This window comes from Corallococcus sp. AB049A, assembly GCF_003668885.1.
GTDB lineage: Bacteria > Myxococcota > Myxococcia > Myxococcales > Myxococcaceae > Corallococcus > Corallococcus interemptor.
On record NZ_RAWL01000140.1, the window covers coordinates 1 to 19,384 of the forward strand.

Here is a 19,384-nt window from a genome sequence, read left to right on the forward strand (position 1 = left end):
GCTCCCACCCCTCCTGCTGCCCGTGAGGGTGACGCCCGTGCCGTTGGCGCTTCACATGGAAAGCAGTACGGGCTGGAACGGCAACGCGCACCGGCGGGGCGGGGTCGCGTGCCGCCAGTGAGCACTTGTGATCGCGCCGCGCGCGCATCCATCCACCAGCAACACACGCATGGCCCCACGGGGCCTGTCGTCAGCGCCTGCTCGCCTGCCGGGGCCGCCGGGGTCCCCCGGGCCCCATTCCAGGGAGGACGGGGGGCCGTGTTAGGACGGTGACACGTCCCGTCCCCGCGGCAGGAGTACGGGGGCGCGACGCCTCTTCCTGGAAGGACTCATGCGTTCGACTTCGGCACTGGCGTTGATGATGGCTTCCCTCGCGGTGGGCGCGCTGTCGGCTTGCGGCGACGGCGACAAGAAGGACAACACCCCGGACTCGGGCACCAGCTCCGGCAACGGCAAGTGCCCGGCCTCCGCGTACATCTGCGAGAACTTCGACAACGGCGATAACGGCTGGAAGCAGCCGGATGACTTCCACTTCGCCACCGTCACCATCGACGGCTCGCGCACCCGCTCCGGCAGCGGCGCGGTGCACGTGGTGACGGAAGCAGGCCACAACGAGGAGCCCTTCGAGCCGGGCAAGGACGAGCAAGCCATCGCGCACCTGCGCAAGGACATCCCGCAGTTCGGCACGAAGCTCTACGCGCGCGCGTACGTGTACCTGAGCCGGTCCTCGCCGCCGGGAGTGATGGGGACGTACTTCATCCTCTTCTCCCCGAACGACAACGACTTCGGTGGCATCGAGCTCCAGGGCCTGCCGAACGGTGGCTTCGCGTTGGACAACTGGACGGGGCGCGGGACGGGTTGGAACTACCAGGACGAGGACCCCGTGGTGGTGAAGGTGTCACCCAACCGGTGGACCTGCATCGAGTGGGGCGTGGAACGCGACAGCGCCACGGCCGAAACGGGCCATGCGATGGCCTGGGCGGACGGGCAGCTGGCGTATGACTTCCCGAACGTGGGCATGCGGCCGTTCACGAACTTCGCGGTGGGCTACGGCTTCGTGCACCCCAAGGGCGACTCCGAGTCGGAGACGTGGATCGACGACCTGGTGGTCGCGCCCGAGCGCATCGGCTGCGAGTGACGCCATGTCGTTGAACCGCGTCGCGGACGAGACCCTTCGCATCCTGGATCAGGGCACGTACGTGCCGCTGTCCGGGCGGGAGGTGTCCATTCGCGACGCGGTGGCGCGCGCGGTCGAGGGCACCGTGCTGGTGCGTCCCGGTGACTTCGACCGCCTGACGCGGCCCGCGCCGGTGCCGGGCTTCACCATCGAGGTGACGCCGGAGAAGACGGGCGACGCCGCGCGCCGGCTGGTGGAGCAGGAGGGCGAGGAGCGGGTGCTGGCGCTCAACTTCGCGTCGGCGACGAATCCGGGTGGAGGTTTCCTCACGGGCGCGAAGGCGCAGGAGGAGGACCTGGCGCGGTGCTCGGCGCTGTATCCGTGCCTGTTGAAGTGGCCGGAGTTCTACGACGTGAACCGCAAGCTGCGCTCGCCGCTGTACACGGATCACTTCCTCTACTCACCGGACGTGCCGTTCTTCCGCAACGAGCACTACGACCTCCTGGACCGGCCGTTCCACGTGTCCCTGCTGACGGCGCCCGCGCCCAACGCAAGGCAGCTGCCCGCCGGTGACCCGGAGGTCGCGCAGAAGCTGCGCGAGGTGCTGTTCGCCAGGACGCTCAAGGTGTTGCAGGTGGCGGCGCACCACGGTCACCGGACGATCCTCCTGGGGGCCTGGGGCTGCGGGGCGTTCCGCAACAACCCGCATGACGTGGCGGAGGCCTTCGCGCGAGGCCTGTCCACGATGGCGGGCGCGTTCAGCCGCGTGGTGTTCGCGGTGTACGAGCGCGGAGGGAAGGGGCCGAACCTGAGCACCTTCCGGGAGCGTTTCGGCTGAGAGGCTGTCTGGCTTTCGCGCGCGCGCCTGCTAGCCTTGCGCACATGCGATGGAGCTGGGTGGGGCTCGTGGCCGTGGTGCTCGCGTGCGCGGAGGCTCCGCGCCCGGTGCTGAAGCGATGGCCTGTCGAGGAGGTGCCAGTAGTCGTCCGCGTCGTGGATGCGGCGAACCAACCGGTTCCAGGCGTGTCCCTGGCGGCACGCCGCGCGGACTCCGGGTCGAACGTCGCCAGAGGGGGTACCACGGATGTGACGGGCACGGCGCGGCTCCAGGTGATGCCGGGCTGGTACGTCCTCCAGGCAGAGGCCCCTGGTTTCGTGAGCCTGATCCGCACGGATGCGCGCGTCCCTTTCGGCGCGGAGGCCCGCTGGGATGTGACGCTGGAGCGGGCGGCGGCATTCGTGGGGCGCGTGGTGGATCTGAAGGGGCAGCCTGTCGCGGGGGCCGTGATCCAGGTGACTCCCTCCACGGACGAGGACGTGTCACTGAGTGCCGAGAGCGATGACGAAGGACGCTTTCGCATCGACGGTGTGCCCGCCGGGGCCGTGAAGCTCCTCGCGGAGAAGGACGGATGGAGTCCCACGCGGCTGGAACTCCAGACGCCGCAGCCCGAATTGACGGTGGTGATGGGCGGGCTCGGCTCGCTGCGGATCCAGGTGCGCGGACCCGATGGCCGGCCCGTGTCCGCACGGGCCACCTCCATCTCCTCGGTGGAGGAGGAGCGGCGCCACTTCGAGCGGTTCCCGGAGCGGGCGGAAGAAGCCACTGTCTTCCAGAAGCTTCGCGCCGGGCGCTACCTCGTCTCTGGCGAATACGAGCCCGTGCCCGGCTGTGAATGGACCCGCACCATCGAGGTCCAGGTCCTTCCGGAGCAGCAGGCGGAAGCGACGGTGAGCTTCGAAGGCCTTCGAGACACGGGACCCTGGCGAGGACGGGCCGTGGACACCCACGGGAAGGCTTTCGATCACGGCGCGGTGATCGCGTGGATTCCAGGTGAGGATCCGGAGGCCGCGGGCCTGAGTGGCAAGTGCAAGAGCGTCGTGGGACCGGACGGCTCCTTCGCCATTCCGCACGTCTTCAAGCCTCTGGCCTTCCTGACCTGGGAAGAGAGGGAATACTCCCCGGGCCCAGAGGCGAGGGGCCCGTTCCATACGGGAACCGGCGAAGCGGTGGTGTTCCGCGACATCATTGGTGGTTTGAAAGGCCGCGTCGTACGTCCGGATGGACAGCCCGTGGGGTATTTCCAGGTCGACGGCCACTCAGCGAACAATCCGCAGGGGGAGTACGTGCAGTCCGTTCCGATGACCCATGTCTATCAATGGATCATCAACGTTGTTGGATTCGCTCCCGCCCTCGTGCGTGCGCAAGGGGAGGACGGAGAATTACGCCAGGCCCCGGACGCCTTGCTCGACGTGGGCCGCACGGTGCAGGGACGCCTCTTCGCGAGCGACGGCCGCACGGGCATGAAAGATCAACAGGTCGAACTCATGGAGGTGTTCGACCTGGAGGGACACGGTCCACGTCATCCGAGGACGACAAGGACTGACGCAGAGGGGCGTTTCCAATTCGAGCACGTGCCAGGCAGGCGTCAGTTCCTGCGCGTGGACGCGAAGAAGCACGGCACCGTGCTCCATGCGCTCGAACCCGATGAAGTGGCCGTGCGCTTGCGGCTCGTTTCCAGCGCGGAACTGCACGGCTCCATGACGGACGGCGCTCGGGTTCCGTTGGCGGCGGTGAGTGTGGACGTCCGTTGCGAAGGTGGGTTCCGGGCGTTCTCCGGAACGGACTGGTCGGGCCACTTCACCCTGAGGATTCCGGGAGACCGCGAGTGCATCGTGCATCCCGACGTGGGCCTCCTGAACGTCCGGGGTGTGCCCCATTCGCCTCCGGTGGCCTTTTCCCCCACGCGGCTCCGCCTCAAGCCCGGATCGGAGCACGCATGGGCGCCCACGCCTCGGCAAGGCCCTGCCGCTCTGAAGGTGAGCGTCGAGGCGTCTCGCGAGTTCGTCTCCGCGTTCCTGCTGCCAGGAGACGTTCCGTGGCCACGCTCGCCCGAGGCATTGGATGCGCTCATCCGGGCCGGTTTCCATCCGGATGGCGATGACGACGGCTTCACGCCCTCGTTCATGTTGGGAGCGGTCTTCCACTTCAGCCACCTTCCAGCGGGGCACTACACGCTCTTCATCCGGGACGAGATGGATGGAGCGGACGCGGTCCTGCGCATTCCCGTGGAGCTGACCGGAACCGTCCCGCACATCGTCCGGTCCGAGCGTCCCGGTCTTGGAGGCGGAAGGCCGTACACGCGCTGACGCCGCGCCTACGCGCCTTCAGCCGGCAGCGTCACCACGAACGCGGCGCCACCCCCTGGCGCGTCCTCCACCCAGACGCGTCCGCCGTGGGCTTCCAATATCTGCTCCACGATGTACAGCCCCAGCCCCAGGCCTCCCGTGCGCGCGGAGCCCTGCACCTGGGCGAAGCGCTGGAAGATGCGCTCGCGTTCGGCCTTGGGGACTCCCGGGCCTCCGTCGCGCACGGTCAGCCGCAGCTGCCCGTCGTGACAGCGCAGCGCCACGTGCACCGGCGTGCCCTGGCCGTAGCGGAGCGCGTTGGAGATGAGGTTGCTCACCACCTGCTCCATCCGGAGCTTGTCGAACCGGCACGGCGCCGGCCCCTCCACGCGCGCGTCCAGCTCCACCCCGGCCTGCTTCGCCTCGTCACCGAAGCGCGCCACCAGGTCCTGCACCATCGGCGCCAGGTCTCCGCCCACCAGCTCGAAGTCCAGCTTGCCCGTGCGGATGCGGCTGACGTCCAGCAGGTTGTCCAGGAGCGACGCCAGCCGCCTGAGCTGCCGGTCCGCCGCGTCCAGCCGGGCCTTCACCTTGTCCGATCCGACGGACTCCGGCTCCTTGCCCTCGGCCATGCGCCGCAGCAGGTCCACCTGCAGGCGCAGCGACGTGAGCGGCGTGCGCAGCTCGTGGCTGGCCACCGACAGGAAGTCGTCGCGCGTGCGCACCGCCTCCTGCAACGCCTCTTCCGTCTCCTTCAGCGCGGTGATGTCCAGGATGGCGCCACGCACCACCATCACCTTGCCGTTCGCGTCGCGGATGACGCGCGAGCGGCTGTTGAGCCAGTGCCAGGTGTTGTCCGGCCAGTGCGTGCGGAAGGTGGAGGAGTACGACAGCACGTCGTTGTGGAAGATGGCCGTCACCTGCGCTTCCACCGCGGGCCGGTCGTCCGGATGCAGCGACGCCAGGAACCGCTCGTGCGTCCACTCCTCCAACGGCTGCGGATAGCCGTAGAGCCGGTCATGGCCCTCGGAGCGGAACACCTGCCCGGTGACGAGGTTCGTCTCCCAGACCGCCATCTGCGCGGACTCGAGCGCCACCTGGAACCGCTCGCCCAGCTGGCGGAAGCGCTCCTCGGTGCGCGCGACCTCCGTCTCCGCGCGCTGCCGGCGCGTGATGTCCGTGGCCAGCACCCACATCTCACCGCCCACCGGCCGCACGGACAGCTCCAGCCAGACGCCCGACGGCAGCTCGGACAGGAACCGCGCCGGCTCGCGCGTGGTGAGCGCGTCCAGCAGCCGCTCGTGCAGCGTGGTGCCGGCCAGCATGGGCTGCGCCGCCCACGGCGTCAGGCCCTCGCAGGAGCCATACGGCAGGCCCAGCAGGGACGCGGCGCGGTGGTTGAGCTCATGGATGGTTCCCTGCGCGTCGAGCGCGAGGAACGCCTCGGCCATCATCTCCCGCAGGACCTGCAAACGGGTCTGCGCGGACATGCTGGCCTCGTCGGCCGGGACGGGCGGCTGGTTCGCGTCACCCGGCGTGCGCGTGGCAGCCGGGCCGGGTGCGGCCGCGTCGTCCTTGGACGCGTGGCGGGCGGGTTCGAACGGACCACCGGGGAGGGGACTCATCGGGTTGCACGCTCCCGCAGGGCCCCCGCGCTCGTCAAGCGAGCGCGCGGGTCATCCAAGGCCGTCTGTCAGTTCAGCGGATCCGTCAGGGGTTCAGGCATGACCCACAGCTCGGTGGGCCGGGCGTAGGCCTGGTTGAACGCGAAGAGGATGCCGTTCCACCGGTCCCAGAAGTCCGCCCAGCTGTACTCGCTCGGAGGGGAGGTGAGGGGATTGCCGTCGCGGTCCGGCTGGGCATACGCGTAATCCGCGTAGGTCCAGCGCACGGTGCCGAAGTCCGTCATCAGGAAGGGCGTCAGCGCCTGGAGCACGGCCGCGCGGGACACCTCGTCGGTGGGCGAGCCCGAGGGCGTGAAGACAGGCTGCGCCTGGTCACGCTGTTCACGCCACGCGACGAAGTTGGTGCCCATGGCGATGAGCGCGTCGCGCCGGGCGGGCGTGGGCGCGAGCCGGGCCTCCTCGTAGAGCGCGAACGCGGCGATGAGCAGGCTCTTCCAGTGCATGCCCGGGAAGAGGAGGTCCATGCGCGTGGGGCGCGGCGAGTCCTCCGCGTGCGCGACGGCCCAGGTGTAAGCCTGCTGCGCCTCCGTGTTGTAGGCGTCCACCAGGGTGAACTCGGTGAGCACGCGCGAGGGCGTGATGGGCCCGGTGGCGGCCGCGCGCCAGTCCAGGTACAGCCGCGCCGAACCGCCGATGTCGTTGAAGATGGCGAGGTTGCCCTCGTGGAGCGTGCGCTCCAGCGTGATGACGATGGCCTCCACCTTGTCGAGCGGCGTCACGCCCGGCGCGCTCCAGTACATCGCGCCCATGCGCGACGCGGTGGCCAGCAGCGTGCGCGTATCGCCGAGCGCCGCGACGTTGAGCGAGCTGGTCAGCACGCTGAGGGCCGTGGCCGCGTCGGTCGTCAGGCCCTGCGCGATGAGCTGGAGCGACAGGTCCTGCACCCGCAGCCGCACCACGCCGCCCAGTCCCAGCCGGTCCAGCGCGCCCGTCAGCGACACCGAGGGCTGAAGCCGCGCCGAGTTGATGAAGTGCCGGGCGAGCGCCGCGCTGTACATGCCCTTGCCACCGGCCTGGGACGCGTGCGGCGCGAAGGTGAACCAGTTGGGACGCGCGCTGCTGGTGCCACCGGGTTGCAGCGTGGGGTCGATGATGCCGCCCAGCTCATACGCGATGCCGATGTAGCCCAGCGTGATGGTGCGGTTGTCCTCCAGCGGCGTGGGCGCGGTCTGCGCGCGGGCGGAGGCGGAGGTCAGGAAGAGGAGCGCGCCGAACAGCGCGAGAACGGAGCGATGCACATCGGTGCGAGGAGGAATCGCCACGGTGGAGATCCTGGGTGGGGGGATGGTTGACCAAGCTAGGCAGTGGGAGCGCCGGTCCAAACCCCGGGCCCCGCCGTGGGAGTCCCGCAGCGTTGAGTGGATGACCCTTGAAGAGCGGTGACGCGTGAGGTCAGCCGGTTTTCCGGGGAGACCGGCGGCGGCGCAGGAGCTCCGTCACGGCGAGTCCCAGGCAGGTCGCCGCACAGAGCCAGACACCCGGCATCAAGCCCGGTGCGTGGTAGCGCAGCTCGACGCGGTGGGTGCCACGGGGCGTGGGCACGGCGCGCACCAACGCGTTCGCGGGGAGCAGGTGCGTGGGCGCACCGTCGAGGAGCGCCGTCCATCCGGGCTGCCACGCGTCGTTGATCAGCAGCACCGCATCCTCGGAAGGGTCCACCTGCACGATGAGGGATTCGGGCACGTCCTGTTCGACGCGGACGACGCCTTCCAGGGGTGCGTCACCCACGGAGGCGAGGGTCAGGTCCCCGCACTCCACCGCGGCCCGGGCGCCCGTGCGGAAGGATGCATTGCCCAGCAGGTCGAGCGCCGCCGCCAGGTCCGGGACACACCGGGGCTTCGCGAGCGACAGGCGCGGCCGTGCGTCCGGGTGCTCCACCAGCAGCAGCTCGAAGGCGGAGTCCTTCTCCACGATGGTGCCGGTCCTGTGTTTCAGCGCCGAGTAGTCCGCGGGGGTGTACGCGCTGAAGCGCACGCCGAAGACGGGCAGCAGCTCCGTGAAGAGGCCGGGTCTGTCGTCCTGGAGGTGCAGCACCCGGGGGCTCGCGGCGGGCAGGGAGGCCTCCGCCGTGCCCACGCCCCACAGCGCGGGGCTGTCCGGCGCCAGCATGGCGCGCGACATGAGCGCGACGCTGTCCTGGTACTCGAAGCCTTCGAAGCTCGGCAGCCGGAAGCGCTGGACGCGCGACGCCGCGCGAGGAACGGTGGCGCCCGCCCGGGCGGCCCAGGCGCGCACGGTCGAGATGCAGGGCGGCGGGCTGTCGAGCAGCTCCTCGGAGCCGAGGATGGGCAGCGGCTCGTTCGCGGTGAAGATGGCCACGACACGGCCAGCAGCCCCGCGAGGACTCCGGCCGCGCGCGCGGTCCAGCGCATCCGCTCCGGTGACGCGACGACGGCCTTCCATCCGAAGCCCGCGAGCAGCGCGAGCCCCAGCGACAGGCGCCCAGGGCCACGAGTCCCAACCCTCGCCGCACGAGCGCCGCGCGCGGCCCTTCTTCCGTCAGCGCGAGGAACAGCACGAACACGTTCGCGAACGCATAGGCCCACGTGTCTCCCGCCAGGAGCACGCCGGCCAGGCCCAGAGCGGCGACAGCGGCGCGGACAGGCGTGGCTTCACGCAGGAAGCGGACCGCGGCCCACAGGCAGAAGGGCAGGGTGGCGCCCGCCATCAGGTACGCGAGGCTGCTGGTGAGGCTCACCATGTAGCCGCTGAACGCGAACGCGACGCCCGCGAAGAACGCGCCGGCCCGGGGCACCGCGTACAGGCGCAGGAGCGCGTACGTACCCACGAGCGCGAGCGGCGGGCACGCCAGCACGGTGAGCTTCATCGCCGTGCCGGTGGACAGCACCAGCCCCAGCCACTGCGAGGGATGGAACGCGGCGGACAGCATCATTCCCGGGAAGGACTGCCCCAGGCCGTCGAAGGGGTACCAGCCCGGGAACCCGCCCGACGCCACGCGCCCCGCCCAGTAGCGGCGCAGCGGGGCGTAGACGAGCAGCATGTCCCGCCCGGTGAAGACCTGCGCGCTGAAGACGGCCCGGTAGAAGAACAGGCACGTCAGCCCGAGCGCGCCCCCCACGACGGCCCACGCCACGCGCGGACCCGGGGCGCGTGGCTCGGTGTGAGCAGGGGCTGTGGGGGGCTTCATCGGGGCGCGGATTGTTCACGGACCCCGGTGCCCCCGTCCAGCACGGGAGCACCGCCTGGCCTCACGCTCCCTTCGCGGGGGCGAAGTACGAGACGAACGGAGCGACGTCCCGGTAGCCCATGCGGCGGTAGACGGGCGCGCCGGCCTCGGTGGCGTGCAGCACCGTGCGCTCCAGCCCCCACGCCTGCTTCGCCTCCTCCAGCGCGCGCCGGAGCACCGTCTCCGCGGCGCTCTTGCGGCGGTGCTCCGCGAGCGTCGCGACGAGCGCGATGTAGACGATGCCATCCACGCGCAGCGCCACCGTGGACGTCGACGGCGCTCCGTCGTGGCAGCCGACGAAGGCCCGGCTCTCCGGGCCGTAGATGCCGGGGGCGGCCAGGGCCTCGCGTCCCAGCTCCTGGGGCGTGTCGTAGCTGGCGGCGTTCACGTCCGCGACGGCGTTGTAGCCCCAGGTGTCCCGCACCGGCCGCAGGTCGAGCGGCGGCAGGGGACGCACCGGCTCCAGCATCCGGTCCGCCACCATGCCCGTCGTGGCCATGCCCGGCTTGAGCCCTCGCGAGGCGAACAGCGCGTCCGCCCGCTCCCGCAGCTCCGGCGCCAGCCACTCCGGCGTCAGCGTGAAGGCCCACCCGTGCGGCCCCTGGGCGTAGTAGCTCGCGGCCGAGTCCACCGCGCGCAGCAGCTCCGCCTCCGTCCGGGCGGGCCGGTTGAGGAACGACATGTTCATCAGCGACCACGTGACATGGCCCGCGGTGATGAACACGTCCGCCCGCTCCACGACCTCTCCGCGCGGCAGGCCCAGCGTCATGAGCCTCCAGGCTCCACGGAACTGCGCATGCGATTCGTCGATCTCGACTCGGGACATGGGCGTGCCTCCAGACAGCTGGGTCAAGGAGTTGGATTCTCGGCAATCGCTGATGTCCGCGTCTACGTGCCACAGGGCAGGGGCCCTGCTAAAGCGAGGGCGCGACCCGGGTGCGAGGAGACGCCGCGATGAATCCCATGGAAGGGCAGCCCTGGCAGACGACGTGCCGGGTATGTGGCAGGCAGACCTGCCCGAAACCCGAGGCGGTGGCCGCCTGGATGCGGACGATGCTGGACCGCGTGCACGGCGCGCAGATGCGCGGCGCGGGGCAACGCGGGCTGCGCGAGGCCCTGGCCATGGAGGGCGTGCTGATCACCACCCACATGGAGGTGTGGTCGCGGGCGCTCGAAGGGGTGTGCCCGGACTGCATCGCGGAGGTGGCGCCGGAGACGGACGCGCGGCTCCAGGATCCGGAGGCGATGCACGAAGCGTCGCTCGCGCGCTGGCGCACCTCCGCGCCGGAGCTGGTCAGCGACGCGGTGGAGTCCGCGGTGGACGACACGCTCCAGGCCGCGCGCGAGGCCGCGGCCCGGAACAAGCCGGCGACGTGATCAGGCCCAGAGCTCCTGCTCCAGCGTGTCGAGCAGCGCCAGCGCCACCTCCGGCGTGGGCAGCCCGGCCTCCGTGACGAGCGCCGCGTCCACCGGCGCCGCGACCTCCGCGCGCAGCAGGGCCACCGCGCGCTTGCGGGCCCCGCGCAGCGCCTGCTGCTCCGGGGCGGACAGCCGCGAGCACACCCACCGGTCGATGTCCCACGACAGGCCCGCGTGCCGCGTCTCGTCCTCGGCGATGCGCACCATGGCCTCGCGCACCTCTGCGTCGCGCGCGTGCAGGGCCTGGTGGTGGGCCACCAGCGCGCCGTACGTCTCGCGCACGCAGCCCTCCACGGCGTTGTCGAGCGCCACCTCGGCCAGCGGACGCGGCGGCACGGCCGAGACGGCGGGCGGCGGAGGCGTGGCCCCGAAGCGCCGCGCGAGCCTGCCCGTCATCTCCGCGTGCAGGACCTCATCCATCGCGCTCGCGAGCGCCGCGTCCTGGAGGCCGGCCTCCGCGCCATGCAGGGCCAGCTCCTCGCGAAGCCGCAGGAACGCGTGGATGGACGCGGCCTCCAGGTGCGCCGTCCGGGCGAAGTGGTGTCCCAGCGCGTCCTCGCAAGCACCCGCGGTCACGCCCTCCAGGCCCACGGGCCGGCGGCCCACGGCGCAGGACCCGCTGCCGCGCTCCAGCACGTGATTCTCCAGCTCGCTGACCTCGCCGTCCCTGGACACCCGGAGGACGTGCTGCGTGAGATCGCTGCCCTCGCCGCACGCGAAGCCCTTCGTCCCCACGACGTTGAAGCTCCCGTCGAGGTTCCGCTTCACCGCGCCCTCTTCCAGCTTGCCGCAGCTCAGCGCATAGCCCGAGGCGTACGCCAGGAGCGCCGCGTCCTGGCTTGTCTCCACGCTGCCCAGCAGCTCCCGGAGATCCTGGAGTGACGACCAGGTCTTCACCTCGTCGCCGCGCGTCGTCGCCAGGAAGTAGCTCGTGCAGATGTCGAAACAGGCGCCATGGAAGCCTTCGGCGGCGCGCGCCTCCTCCAGCGCGATCTGACACGCGGCCGGGTCGCTGGCGGTCGCGCATGGCTGGCCCGTGGAGCCACGCGTCTCGTAGAACACCGGGCCCTCGCGGCCGTAGCCCGTGATCTGACGCAGCTCGACGGAGTCCGGTGCCGGCTGGATGCTCAGGTCATCGATGGCGAGGACCCCCTGGGACGAGCACTCGATGGCCGAATAGCCGTTCAGGTTCGTGCTGCCGGTGCCGCAGCCCGCGAGCACCAGCGGCGTCGCGAGCGAGGTCCGCAGCGCGCGAGAGAAGAGAAGCTTCAGCCGGTTCGTGTTCATGGACGCCTGCTCCCGTGGGACGAGTTGCCCCGCGAAGACAGCAATGGCGATGCCAGCGCCGTGCGCCCTCTGGGAAGCGGCGTCCTCGGAGCAGGCCCACGTGCTCGGAAAACCGAGGCACCTTCAGAAACCTGAGGCGCCAGGAAGCGCTCACATCGGCTGCGACGTCCGGAACAAGGGCGCACCCAGCGCCGCGCCGTTGACGCCGCCGTCGACGAACAGATCCTGCCCACTCACGTACGATGCATCGTCGGAGGCGAGGAAGAGCACGGTCCTGGCGATCTCCTCCGGCTTGCCCATGCGTCCCATGGGGATGGTGGCGGACATGCCGCGCTCCAGCTTCGCGAAGGCCTCCGGCGTGGGCGCGTTCTTCTCCCAGATGGGGGTGAGCGTCGCGCCCGGCGACACGACGTTGACCCGCACGCCCCTGGGCGCGAGCTCCGCGGCCAGCACGCTGGCCATCGCCTTCAGCGCGCCCTTGCTCGCGGCGTAGGCCGAGTACCCCGGCATGCCCAGCTCGCTGTGCACCGAGCTCGTGAGGATGACCGACGCGCCGGCCTTCAGGTGCGGCGCCGCGGCCTGCACCGTGAAGAACACGCCGGTGATGTTGGTCTGGAGCACGGACGCGAAGGCCTCGTGCGTCGTCTTCCCCACGTACGTCTGTGCCGCGATGCCCGCGTTCGCGAACACGACATCCAGCCCGCCGAAGCGCTCCACCGTCGCCGCCACCGCGCGCTCCAGGGCGGCAGGGTCCGTGGCGTCCGCCTGCACCGCCAGCACGTTCGCCCCCAGCTCCTTCGCCGCCGCGTCCAGCGTCTCCCGGTTGCGCCCGGTGATGGCCACCCGCGCCCCCTCCGCCACGAACAGCCGCGCCGTCGCCAGCCCGATGCCGCTGTTGCCACCCGTGATCAGCGCCGTCTTTCCCTTGAGCCGCATCCGACTGCCTCCGGTTTGAATGGTTTCATGATGAAACCAATTGCCGGATGAATAAAGGCCCTGGTTTCGTTATGCAACCACTTGTGGAATGTCCCTCTGGAGGGAGGCGGTGATGAAGCGGACGAGCATGGAAGGGGCGGCGTGCCCGGTGGCCCGCTCGCTGGACGTCATCGGGGACTGGTGGTCGCTGCTCATCGTGCGCGATGCGCAGTACGGCCTGCGCCGCTTCGGCGAGTTCCAGAAGAGCCTGGGCGTGGCGAAGAACATCCTGGCCCAGCGGCTGAAGCACCTGGTGGACCACGGCATCCTCGACTTGCAGCCGGCGTCCGACGGCAGCGCCTGGCAGGAGTACGTGCTGACGGAGAAGGGGCGGAGCCTCTTTCCCATCCTGGTCGCGCTGGGCCAGTGGGGACAGGAGCACTGCTTCGAAGAGGGCGAGCCGCGCACGCGGGTGCTGGACGCGGTGCACGGGCAGCCGGTGAAGCCGCTGGAGGTGCGCGCGGCGGACGGCCGTTTGCTGACGGTCCGGGACGTGCGCCTGGAGCGGCCGGACACACAAGGCTAGCGCCACCCGGAGCCGGGCTGGTTAGGGTGTGCCCATGACGCGCCCTGCATCGGATTCGTGGTCACTGCCCTGGATGGGGCTGGGGCTGAGCAGCAACCTGAGCGCCTCGGACGTGCCGCATCCGTACCGGCTGCTCGACGCCTCGCCCGGCCTCTTCGACTTCGTGGAGTACAGCGCGCCCATCGCGCTGGAGGAGGCGAAGGCCCAGGCGACGCTCTTTCCGGAGATGTGGCGCCGGCGCCAGGAGGTGCCCGTCCTCTTCCACCCCGTGCACCTGAACCTGTGGGGCCCGGAGCTGGAGCCCGCGTCCGCGCTGAAGGAGCTGGACGCGCACGCTCGCGCGGTGGGCAGCCCGTGGGTGGGCAACGACGTGGGCTGGTGGCACGCGGGCGGCCAGCCCTTCCCGGGCTACCTCTACGTCACGCCGCCGTTCAACGACGCGGGCGTGCGGGACAGCGCGGCGCACGCGCTCCACATCCAGGCCGGCTTGAGCGTCCCGCTGGTGATTGAAAACCCCGCGGTGCTCGCCACGCGCGGCGGGATGCACGCGCTGGACTTCATGGCGAAGCTGCACGCGCGCACGGGCCTGCCGCTGCTGTTGGACCTGGGCCACCTCTTCAGCCATCAGCTCTCCGCGGGGCTGCCCCTGCGCGCGGGGCTGGAGGGCTTCCCGTTGGATCAGGTCGTGGAGATCCACATCGCGGGCGGTGTGGTGACGCGCAGGGCAGGGCGGACGTTCTACGTGGATGATCACACGCAGCCCGTGCGCGAGGAGCTGTTCGAGCTGCTGGCGGAGGTCCTCCCGCGCTGCCCGCGCCTGCGCGCCGTCACCTTCGAGGGAGACGGCCATCCGCCGGAGGTGGCGCTCGCGTCGCTGAGGAGACTGCGCGCACTGATCCCGAAGGAGAACCGGTCTCCAATCGAATACCCCGCGTCGCGCGAGCCCGTGCCCGCGCTCACCGGGGACAGCCGTCCGTGGTCGCTCTTCGACGCGGGCCACGGCGTCACGCCGGCCTCCGAGGACGAGGACCCCGAGGGCACGCGCGCGGACCGGGACTTCCGCCTGGCGGTGGTGGCGGAGCAGCTGGACAAGGACTGGCCCCTCACTCGCTTGTTGCTCGCGGCGACGCCGGAGGGGCTGGAGTCCTTCACCCGCTCGCGCGAGTACCGGGGCCTCTTCGACGGGCTGGGCAAGTCGCTGTCCCACGCCTTCGCGTCCTGGGCGCGCAAGCGCGTGATGGCCGCGCCTTCGGATGGAGTGGCCGCCGCGCTGTCCCTGGAGATGATGCTGCCGCACGCCTTCCTCCAGCCCCCCGTGGCCCCGGCTCCGGGGCAGGTCGCGCTGGCCGAGGACGTCCGCCTGGGCGCCTTCCCCGCGGACCTGACGGAGCTGGTGTTCGCCGCTCGGGCGTTGCGGCGGCACCTCACGGGCCGTGCGTGGGCCTGCGGGGCCCTGGAGGTCTCCGGGCTGGAGGCCCTGGCGCAGGTGGCGGCCCGGCCGGGTCCGGGGCCGTGGCGCTTCGCCATCCGCCGCAAGGGCACGGGCTTCGAGGTCCTGACCCTGCCTCCCGAGGTGGCCGGGGGGCTCCAGGGGCTCGCGGACGGTCCGCGCCCGGTGGAGTCCCTGCCTGCCTGGCTGCTCGCGGAAGGACAGGTGCGTGGGCTCTTGCGGCGGGCATAAGCCAGGCCACATGTCGGCTGGTCAACGGACCCTTGCGCCCACCTGTCTGGTGGGGTACTGCCCGCCGCATGTCGTCACCCCTCGTCGTTGGCATCGCGGGCGGCACCGCGTCTGGAAAGACCACGGTGGCCCGCAAGGTGCGTGAGGCTCTCGCGGACTGCCGGGTCGCCTTCATTGATCAGGATTCGTACTACCGGGACCTGAAGGACATGTCCCTGGTGGACCGGCGGGAGGTGAACTTCGACCATCCCGACGCGTTCGACACGGAGCTGCTGGTCAACCACCTGCGCGCGCTCAAGCAGGGCCAGGCCATCCAGAAGCCCGTCTACGACTTCGTCACGTCCGGCCGTCAGCCGCACACGCACCGCGTGGACCCCGGGGACATCATCCTCATCGAGGGCATCCTCGTGCTGCACATGAAGGAAGTCCGCGAGCTGATGGACGTGAAGATCTACGTCGACGCGGATGATGACCTGCGCATCCTTCGCCGCCTCACCCGCGACATCAAGGACCGCGGCCGCGACTTCGACCACGTCGTGAGCCAGTACCTGCGCCACGTGCGCCCCATGCACATGGGCTTCGTGGAGCCGTCCAAGCACCACGCGGACATCATCATCCCGCACGGCGGCAACAACGACATCGCCATCGGGATGCTGGTGGGCGCGCTCCGGGCGCGGCTCGCCACGCAGCACCAGACGCAGCGCTAGCCGCGCAGCCAGCGCAGGAAGTCCTGCACCGGCCCCTTGAGCCGGTGCGCGTCCGACAGCAGGGTGCCGTGGTCCCCCGGCCCCTGCAGCTCCACGAACCGCGCCTGCACCCCCGCCGCCGTCAGCTGGTGGTAGGTGTCCCGCACGCGCCCCGCCGGGGCCAGCGCGTCCGTCGCGCCCGCGAGCAGCAGCACCCGCGCGCGGATCTTCGGGAACGTCTCCGTCAGGTCGCAGCCCGCGTACGCGGAGCAGAGCAGCGCCCACGCCACCGGGTCGAACGTGTCCGCGAACGACGCGGCCTCCGCCTCCAGCGCCGCCTGCGCCGCGGCGCTGTCCGGATACGCGGTGCTCAGGTGATCACGCCCGTAGAGCAGCTTGAGGTAGTCCATCCGCAGCCGCGCCAGCGTCCGGTTCGGCGCGCGCTCGCGCAGGGGCGGGGTGTCCTCGTTGTCGGGCGCCATGCGCAGCACCTGCGACGTGAGGCCCAGCTTCTCGCGCAGCCCCTCCGGCAGCGCCCGCGCCGCGCCCAGCACCACCACGCCGTCCGCCAGCTCCGGGAACAGCGCCGCCAGCCGCAGCGCCACCAGCCCGCCCAGGCCAATGCCCACCAGCGCCCGCACGCGCGTGAGCCCCAGGGCCTTGAGCAGCGCGGCCACGCCGCGAGACATGTCCAGCACGGTGAGCGGCGGCAGGGCCGTGCCCCACGGCGCGCCGGTGTGCGGATCCGGCGTCAGCGGCGACGTGGAGCCGAACGGGCTCCCCAGCAGGTTGGGCACGATGACCGGCGTCACGTCCGGATCCAGCGCCTTGCCCGGGCCAATGAGCTCGCGCCCCCAGCCCGAAGGTTGGAACGCACCGTTCACTTCCGTGCTCAACGCCTGGTGGGAATGGGACAGGTCGTGCAGCACCACCACCGCTTTGCCATCCGACGGTTTTCCGTAGGCCTGCCAGGCAATCTGGGGGCTCCCCAGCAGCTCTCCCTCCTCCAGCGGAAGGGGCACGGTGAACAGTTGGATTCCCTCGGCCTGGGGCACGATGATGGGGCTCATATCATTGCCTGCCCGTACGCACAGGAGCCTGTCGCTTGAAGCGCTACTTCGGAATCATCGTTGTCATCGCCCTGGTGATCACCGCCGCGGTGGCGAGTCACCGTACCGCCTCCGCGCGGGCCACGGAGGCGGAGCGGGACGCGGACTTCCGCCGCATCCAGTCCGTCTACCTGGAGCGCGTGGGGTGGATGCGCACCAACCCGGATGAGGCGTCCTACAAGGACGAGCTGAAGTCCTTCTTCAAGGGGTACTTCGACGACGTGGACGCGCACCTGGACCGCTTCCACGGCAACAAGAAGTTCGACAGCTACCTGGCGGAGCTGGAGCAGCGCGAGGCGTCCGGCGGCGAGAAGAAGGACAACCGCGCCACGGACCGCAAGGCCTTCTACGAGTACGCGCGCAAGCAGTTCGACGCCCTGCACGAGGGCCGCTACCGCCCCGTGCTGTCCGCCACGGACAAGGGCATGCGCCTGGATGTCGTCTCCAACGACGTCGTGATGGTGATGGGCAAGCCGCAGATCCGCCTGCAGCTGGTGCTCTGGGGCGCGCAGCGCGTGGAGAAGGACGAGGGCAAGGTGAAGAAGATGGTCACCAGCGCCGCGTTCGACACGGTGTGGAAGCTCACCGACGCGAAGGGCAAGCTGCTGGGTGAGATGCGCGGCGGCGACCCGTCGATGAAGATCGACTACCCCGAGCGCCTCATCGCCGAGTTCCCCCCGCAGATGGTGCTGGGCCACTACGACCTGGACCTGCTGCCCGCGGAGGTCGCGAAGCTGGAGATGACCATCAACGTCGCCTCGCACGCGGCGTCCGGTGGCAACGCCAACGCCACCTACACGTGGAAGCTGGACGTGCCGTCGGAGTGGAAGCTGGGCGCCAACGAGACGTGGGAAGGCGCCACGCAGGAGGAGCGGCCCGAGGAGGAGATCGACCCGGCCAAGGCCTCCGCGAAGAAGGGCGAGTAGCCCTTCGTTTCAGGTGAAGGGCGAGTAGCCCTTCTTCACTTCACCACGGCGAAGTGTGAACCCAGCCGGTACGCGGACAGCGTGCCGGCGTCGTCCAGGAAGTACAGGTTGAGGCGCACGTCGGCCTGGAGCGCGACGAGCCCCACCCCCGCGCTCACCTCCGCGAGCACCTGACCGCCGCGAGGATCCACCGCGCGCACCACCTCGCCCGCGATGAGCGTCACGTCGCGGGCGGTGCGCGCCGGCAGCGCGGTGATCAGCGGCTCTCCCGCCGCGCCCACGCGCCAGTCCACCTGACCGGACAGCGCCACGCGGGCGGCGGCCCCGGACGCGCTCGTCACCACCACCGCGCGAGGCATCGGCGCCAGCGCGTAGGGCCCGGGGCCCAGGTGCAGCGCGCGCTCCCAGACCTTGCGTCCGCGCGCGTCCAGGCACACCAGGAACCCGTCCTGGTCGCGCATCCCGGCCAGGAGCACCCGCTGGCCCACCGGCAGCGGCGTGGAGGGCAGGAGGAGGTCCGGCTCGAAGGTCCACTGCGCCTCGCCGGTGTGCGCGTCCGCCAGCAGCAGCGCGTGGTGCGAGCCGCGCCCCATGAGCGCCAGGAAGCGCCGGCCGCACGCCACCGGAGGCCCATGGAAGGGCAGCGGCGAGCGCAGCCGGTAGCGCACCTGGCCATCCTCCAGGTCCAGGCCGTACAGGTAGCCCGAGTCCGTGGAGAGCAGGGCCCGGTGCCCCTGCGTGGCCAGCCATCCGCGCTGCGTGCGCGGCGGGGCCAGGCGCCAGACCTCGCGGCCCGTGGCCTCCGCGAAGGCCACCGCCGTGCGGTCCTCCGACAGCGTCAACAGCAGCCCGTCCTGGCGCAGGAGCAGCGGCCCCAGCGGGATGCCGTCATGGTCGTGCAGCCACCGCGCGCCCGAACCCCGGCCGGTGAAGCCGTACACGCGCGTGCCGTCCGCCGCCACCGCGTGGCCATCCGCGGACGCCGCCACGCCCAGCGACGCGGCCCGGCGCCACAGGAGCGCGCCGTCCTTGCGCGAGAACGCACCGGCCAGCCCTGGCGCGCAGTACACCGGCCCGTGACGGCCCAGCAGCAGCCGCGCCTCCTCCGGCTCCTCCAGGCCGCGTTGTTCCCAGAGCTTCTCGAAGCGCAGACGCTTGAGCTTCCCGGGGACCTTCAGGGGACGGGACTCGCCTCGCACCGGCGGCGTCTTCCGCTCGCGTGCCTCGCCCTCCGCTTCGGGCGGCTTGTGGGCGCCTCGCAGGTGCGACAGCCCCTCGCGGCAGCGCTCCGCCAGCTCCACGAGGTACGGGTTGGAGACCTGCACCCGGTGCGCCTCCGCGAACGCCAGGCCCAGCGCCTCCCCCAGCTGGAAGAGGGCGGACAGGAGCGCCGCCGGCTCCAGCTCGAACCAGGCGCCGGTGGGCCCCAGCTTCGCCCGCCGTCCCGGCAGGTCCAGCGTCAACACGGGGCGCACGCCCGCGGGCTCGAACTCGAAGCGGGCCTCGCCCAGCTCCACGGCCCGCGCCAGCTCCACCGCCTGGCGGGACAACTCCAGCACCGTGAGGAACGGCGGCCCCGGCGCACGCCACGCCTGCGGACGTCCCGGCAGCGCCAGCCACACCTCGCCCGCGCCCAACAGCGGCGCCAGCGCCCCGGAGG

The 19,384-nt window shown here is 71.1% G+C and carries 17 protein-coding genes; 9 read left to right on the top strand and 8 right to left on the bottom strand.

Annotation, left to right across the window (positions count from 1 at the left end; genetic code table 11):
• Positions 1-331 precede the first annotated feature (331 nt).
• The 3 genes from D7X55_RS17020 to D7X55_RS17030 are packed head-to-tail and all read left to right on the top strand — an operon-like array spanning position 332 to position 4,264.
• The gene (locus tag D7X55_RS17020; RefSeq protein WP_120551061.1) at positions 332-1,138 is read left to right on the top strand and encodes a hypothetical protein; all 807 of its coding nucleotides are present in this window, start codon (positions 332-334) and stop codon (positions 1,136-1,138) included.
• A gap of 4 nt (positions 1,139-1,142) precedes the next feature.
• On the top strand, positions 1,143-1,955 hold the full coding sequence (locus D7X55_RS17025) for a TIGR02452 family protein (protein ID WP_121723600.1): 813 nt from the start codon (positions 1,143-1,145) through the stop codon (positions 1,953-1,955).
• 44 nt (positions 1,956-1,999) lie between these two features.
• Entirely contained in the window at positions 2,000-4,264 is a 2,265-nt protein-coding gene (locus D7X55_RS17030) for a carboxypeptidase-like regulatory domain-containing protein (RefSeq protein ID WP_121723601.1), read from the top strand.
• 8 nt (positions 4,265-4,272) lie between these two features.
• Here the strand turns inward: D7X55_RS17030 and D7X55_RS17035 are convergent, their stop codons facing one another.
• From D7X55_RS17035 to D7X55_RS17045, 3 genes are all read right to left on the bottom strand, one after another.
• The gene (locus D7X55_RS17035) at positions 4,273-5,868 is read right to left on the bottom strand and encodes a PAS domain-containing sensor histidine kinase (RefSeq protein ID WP_233609891.1); all 1,596 of its coding nucleotides are present in this window, start codon (positions 5,866-5,868) and stop codon (positions 4,273-4,275) included.
• 68 nt (positions 5,869-5,936) lie between these two features.
• On the bottom strand, positions 5,937-7,184 hold the full coding sequence (locus D7X55_RS17040; RefSeq protein WP_233609894.1) for a hypothetical protein: 1,248 nt from the start codon (positions 7,182-7,184) through the stop codon (positions 5,937-5,939).
• Between the two features lie 136 nt (positions 7,185-7,320).
• Complete coding sequence (locus D7X55_RS17045) at positions 7,321-8,331, bottom strand: YfhO family protein (RefSeq protein ID WP_147470129.1); 1,011 nt, start codon at positions 8,329-8,331, stop codon at positions 7,321-7,323.
• A gap of 413 nt (positions 8,332-8,744) precedes the next feature.
• On the opposite strand from D7X55_RS17045, the gene D7X55_RS43375 reads away from it, so the two are divergent.
• Entirely contained in the window at positions 8,745-8,900 is a 156-nt protein-coding gene (locus tag D7X55_RS43375; protein WP_158626384.1) for a hypothetical protein, read from the top strand.
• Between the two features lie 237 nt (positions 8,901-9,137).
• Here D7X55_RS43375 and D7X55_RS17050 read toward each other — a convergent pair whose 3' ends face one another.
• Positions 9,138-9,941, bottom strand: a complete 804-nt coding sequence (locus D7X55_RS17050) for a GNAT family N-acetyltransferase (protein ID WP_121723603.1) — start codon at positions 9,939-9,941, stop codon at positions 9,138-9,140.
• A 128-nt stretch (positions 9,942-10,069) separates the two neighbouring features.
• Here D7X55_RS17050 and D7X55_RS17055 point away from each other — a divergent pair, with 128 nt between their 5' ends.
• The gene (locus D7X55_RS17055; protein ID WP_147442882.1) at positions 10,070-10,492 is read left to right on the top strand and encodes a hypothetical protein; all 423 of its coding nucleotides are present in this window, start codon (positions 10,070-10,072) and stop codon (positions 10,490-10,492) included.
• On the opposite strand, the gene D7X55_RS17060 is transcribed toward D7X55_RS17055, so the two are convergent.
• Complete coding sequence (locus tag D7X55_RS17060) at positions 10,493-11,821, bottom strand: ferritin-like domain-containing protein (protein WP_120551069.1); 1,329 nt, start codon at positions 11,819-11,821, stop codon at positions 10,493-10,495.
• A 150-nt stretch (positions 11,822-11,971) separates the two neighbouring features.
• Positions 11,972-12,757: an SDR family NAD(P)-dependent oxidoreductase gene (locus D7X55_RS17065; protein ID WP_121723605.1), complete on the bottom strand. Its 786-nt coding sequence runs from the start codon at positions 12,755-12,757 to the stop codon at positions 11,972-11,974.
• Between the two features lie 112 nt (positions 12,758-12,869).
• On the opposite strand from D7X55_RS17065, the gene D7X55_RS17070 reads away from it, so the two are divergent.
• The 3 genes from D7X55_RS17070 (at position 12,870) to udk (ending at position 15,710) form a co-directional block, all read left to right on the top strand.
• Positions 12,870-13,322, top strand: coding sequence for a helix-turn-helix domain-containing protein (locus D7X55_RS17070; RefSeq protein WP_199746992.1), 453 nt, complete (start codon positions 12,870-12,872; stop codon positions 13,320-13,322).
• A gap of 34 nt (positions 13,323-13,356) precedes the next feature.
• Complete coding sequence (locus tag D7X55_RS17075; protein ID WP_120551072.1) at positions 13,357-15,003, top strand: DUF692 family multinuclear iron-containing protein; 1,647 nt, start codon at positions 13,357-13,359, stop codon at positions 15,001-15,003.
• A gap of 68 nt (positions 15,004-15,071) precedes the next feature.
• Complete coding sequence (udk, locus tag D7X55_RS17080) at positions 15,072-15,710, top strand: uridine kinase (RefSeq protein ID WP_120551073.1); 639 nt, start codon at positions 15,072-15,074, stop codon at positions 15,708-15,710.
• Here the strand turns inward: udk and D7X55_RS17085 are convergent.
• Positions 15,707-16,759 carry an alpha/beta fold hydrolase gene (locus D7X55_RS17085; RefSeq protein ID WP_233609892.1) on the bottom strand — a complete coding sequence of 351 codons (1,053 nt, stop codon included), beginning with the start codon at positions 16,757-16,759 and terminating at the stop codon, positions 15,707-15,709. The genes udk and D7X55_RS17085 overlap by 4 nt on opposite strands.
• Before the next feature lie 35 nt (positions 16,760-16,794).
• Here D7X55_RS17085 and D7X55_RS17090 point away from each other — a divergent pair, with 35 nt between their 5' ends.
• Positions 16,795-17,724, top strand: a complete 930-nt coding sequence (locus D7X55_RS17090; RefSeq protein ID WP_199746993.1) for a hypothetical protein — start codon at positions 16,795-16,797, stop codon at positions 17,722-17,724.
• A gap of 35 nt (positions 17,725-17,759) precedes the next feature.
• Here the strand turns inward: D7X55_RS17090 and D7X55_RS17095 are convergent.
• Positions 17,760-19,384: PQQ-binding-like beta-propeller repeat protein (locus D7X55_RS17095; protein WP_233609893.1), on the bottom strand; the 1,625-nt coding region annotated here is incomplete at its 5' end.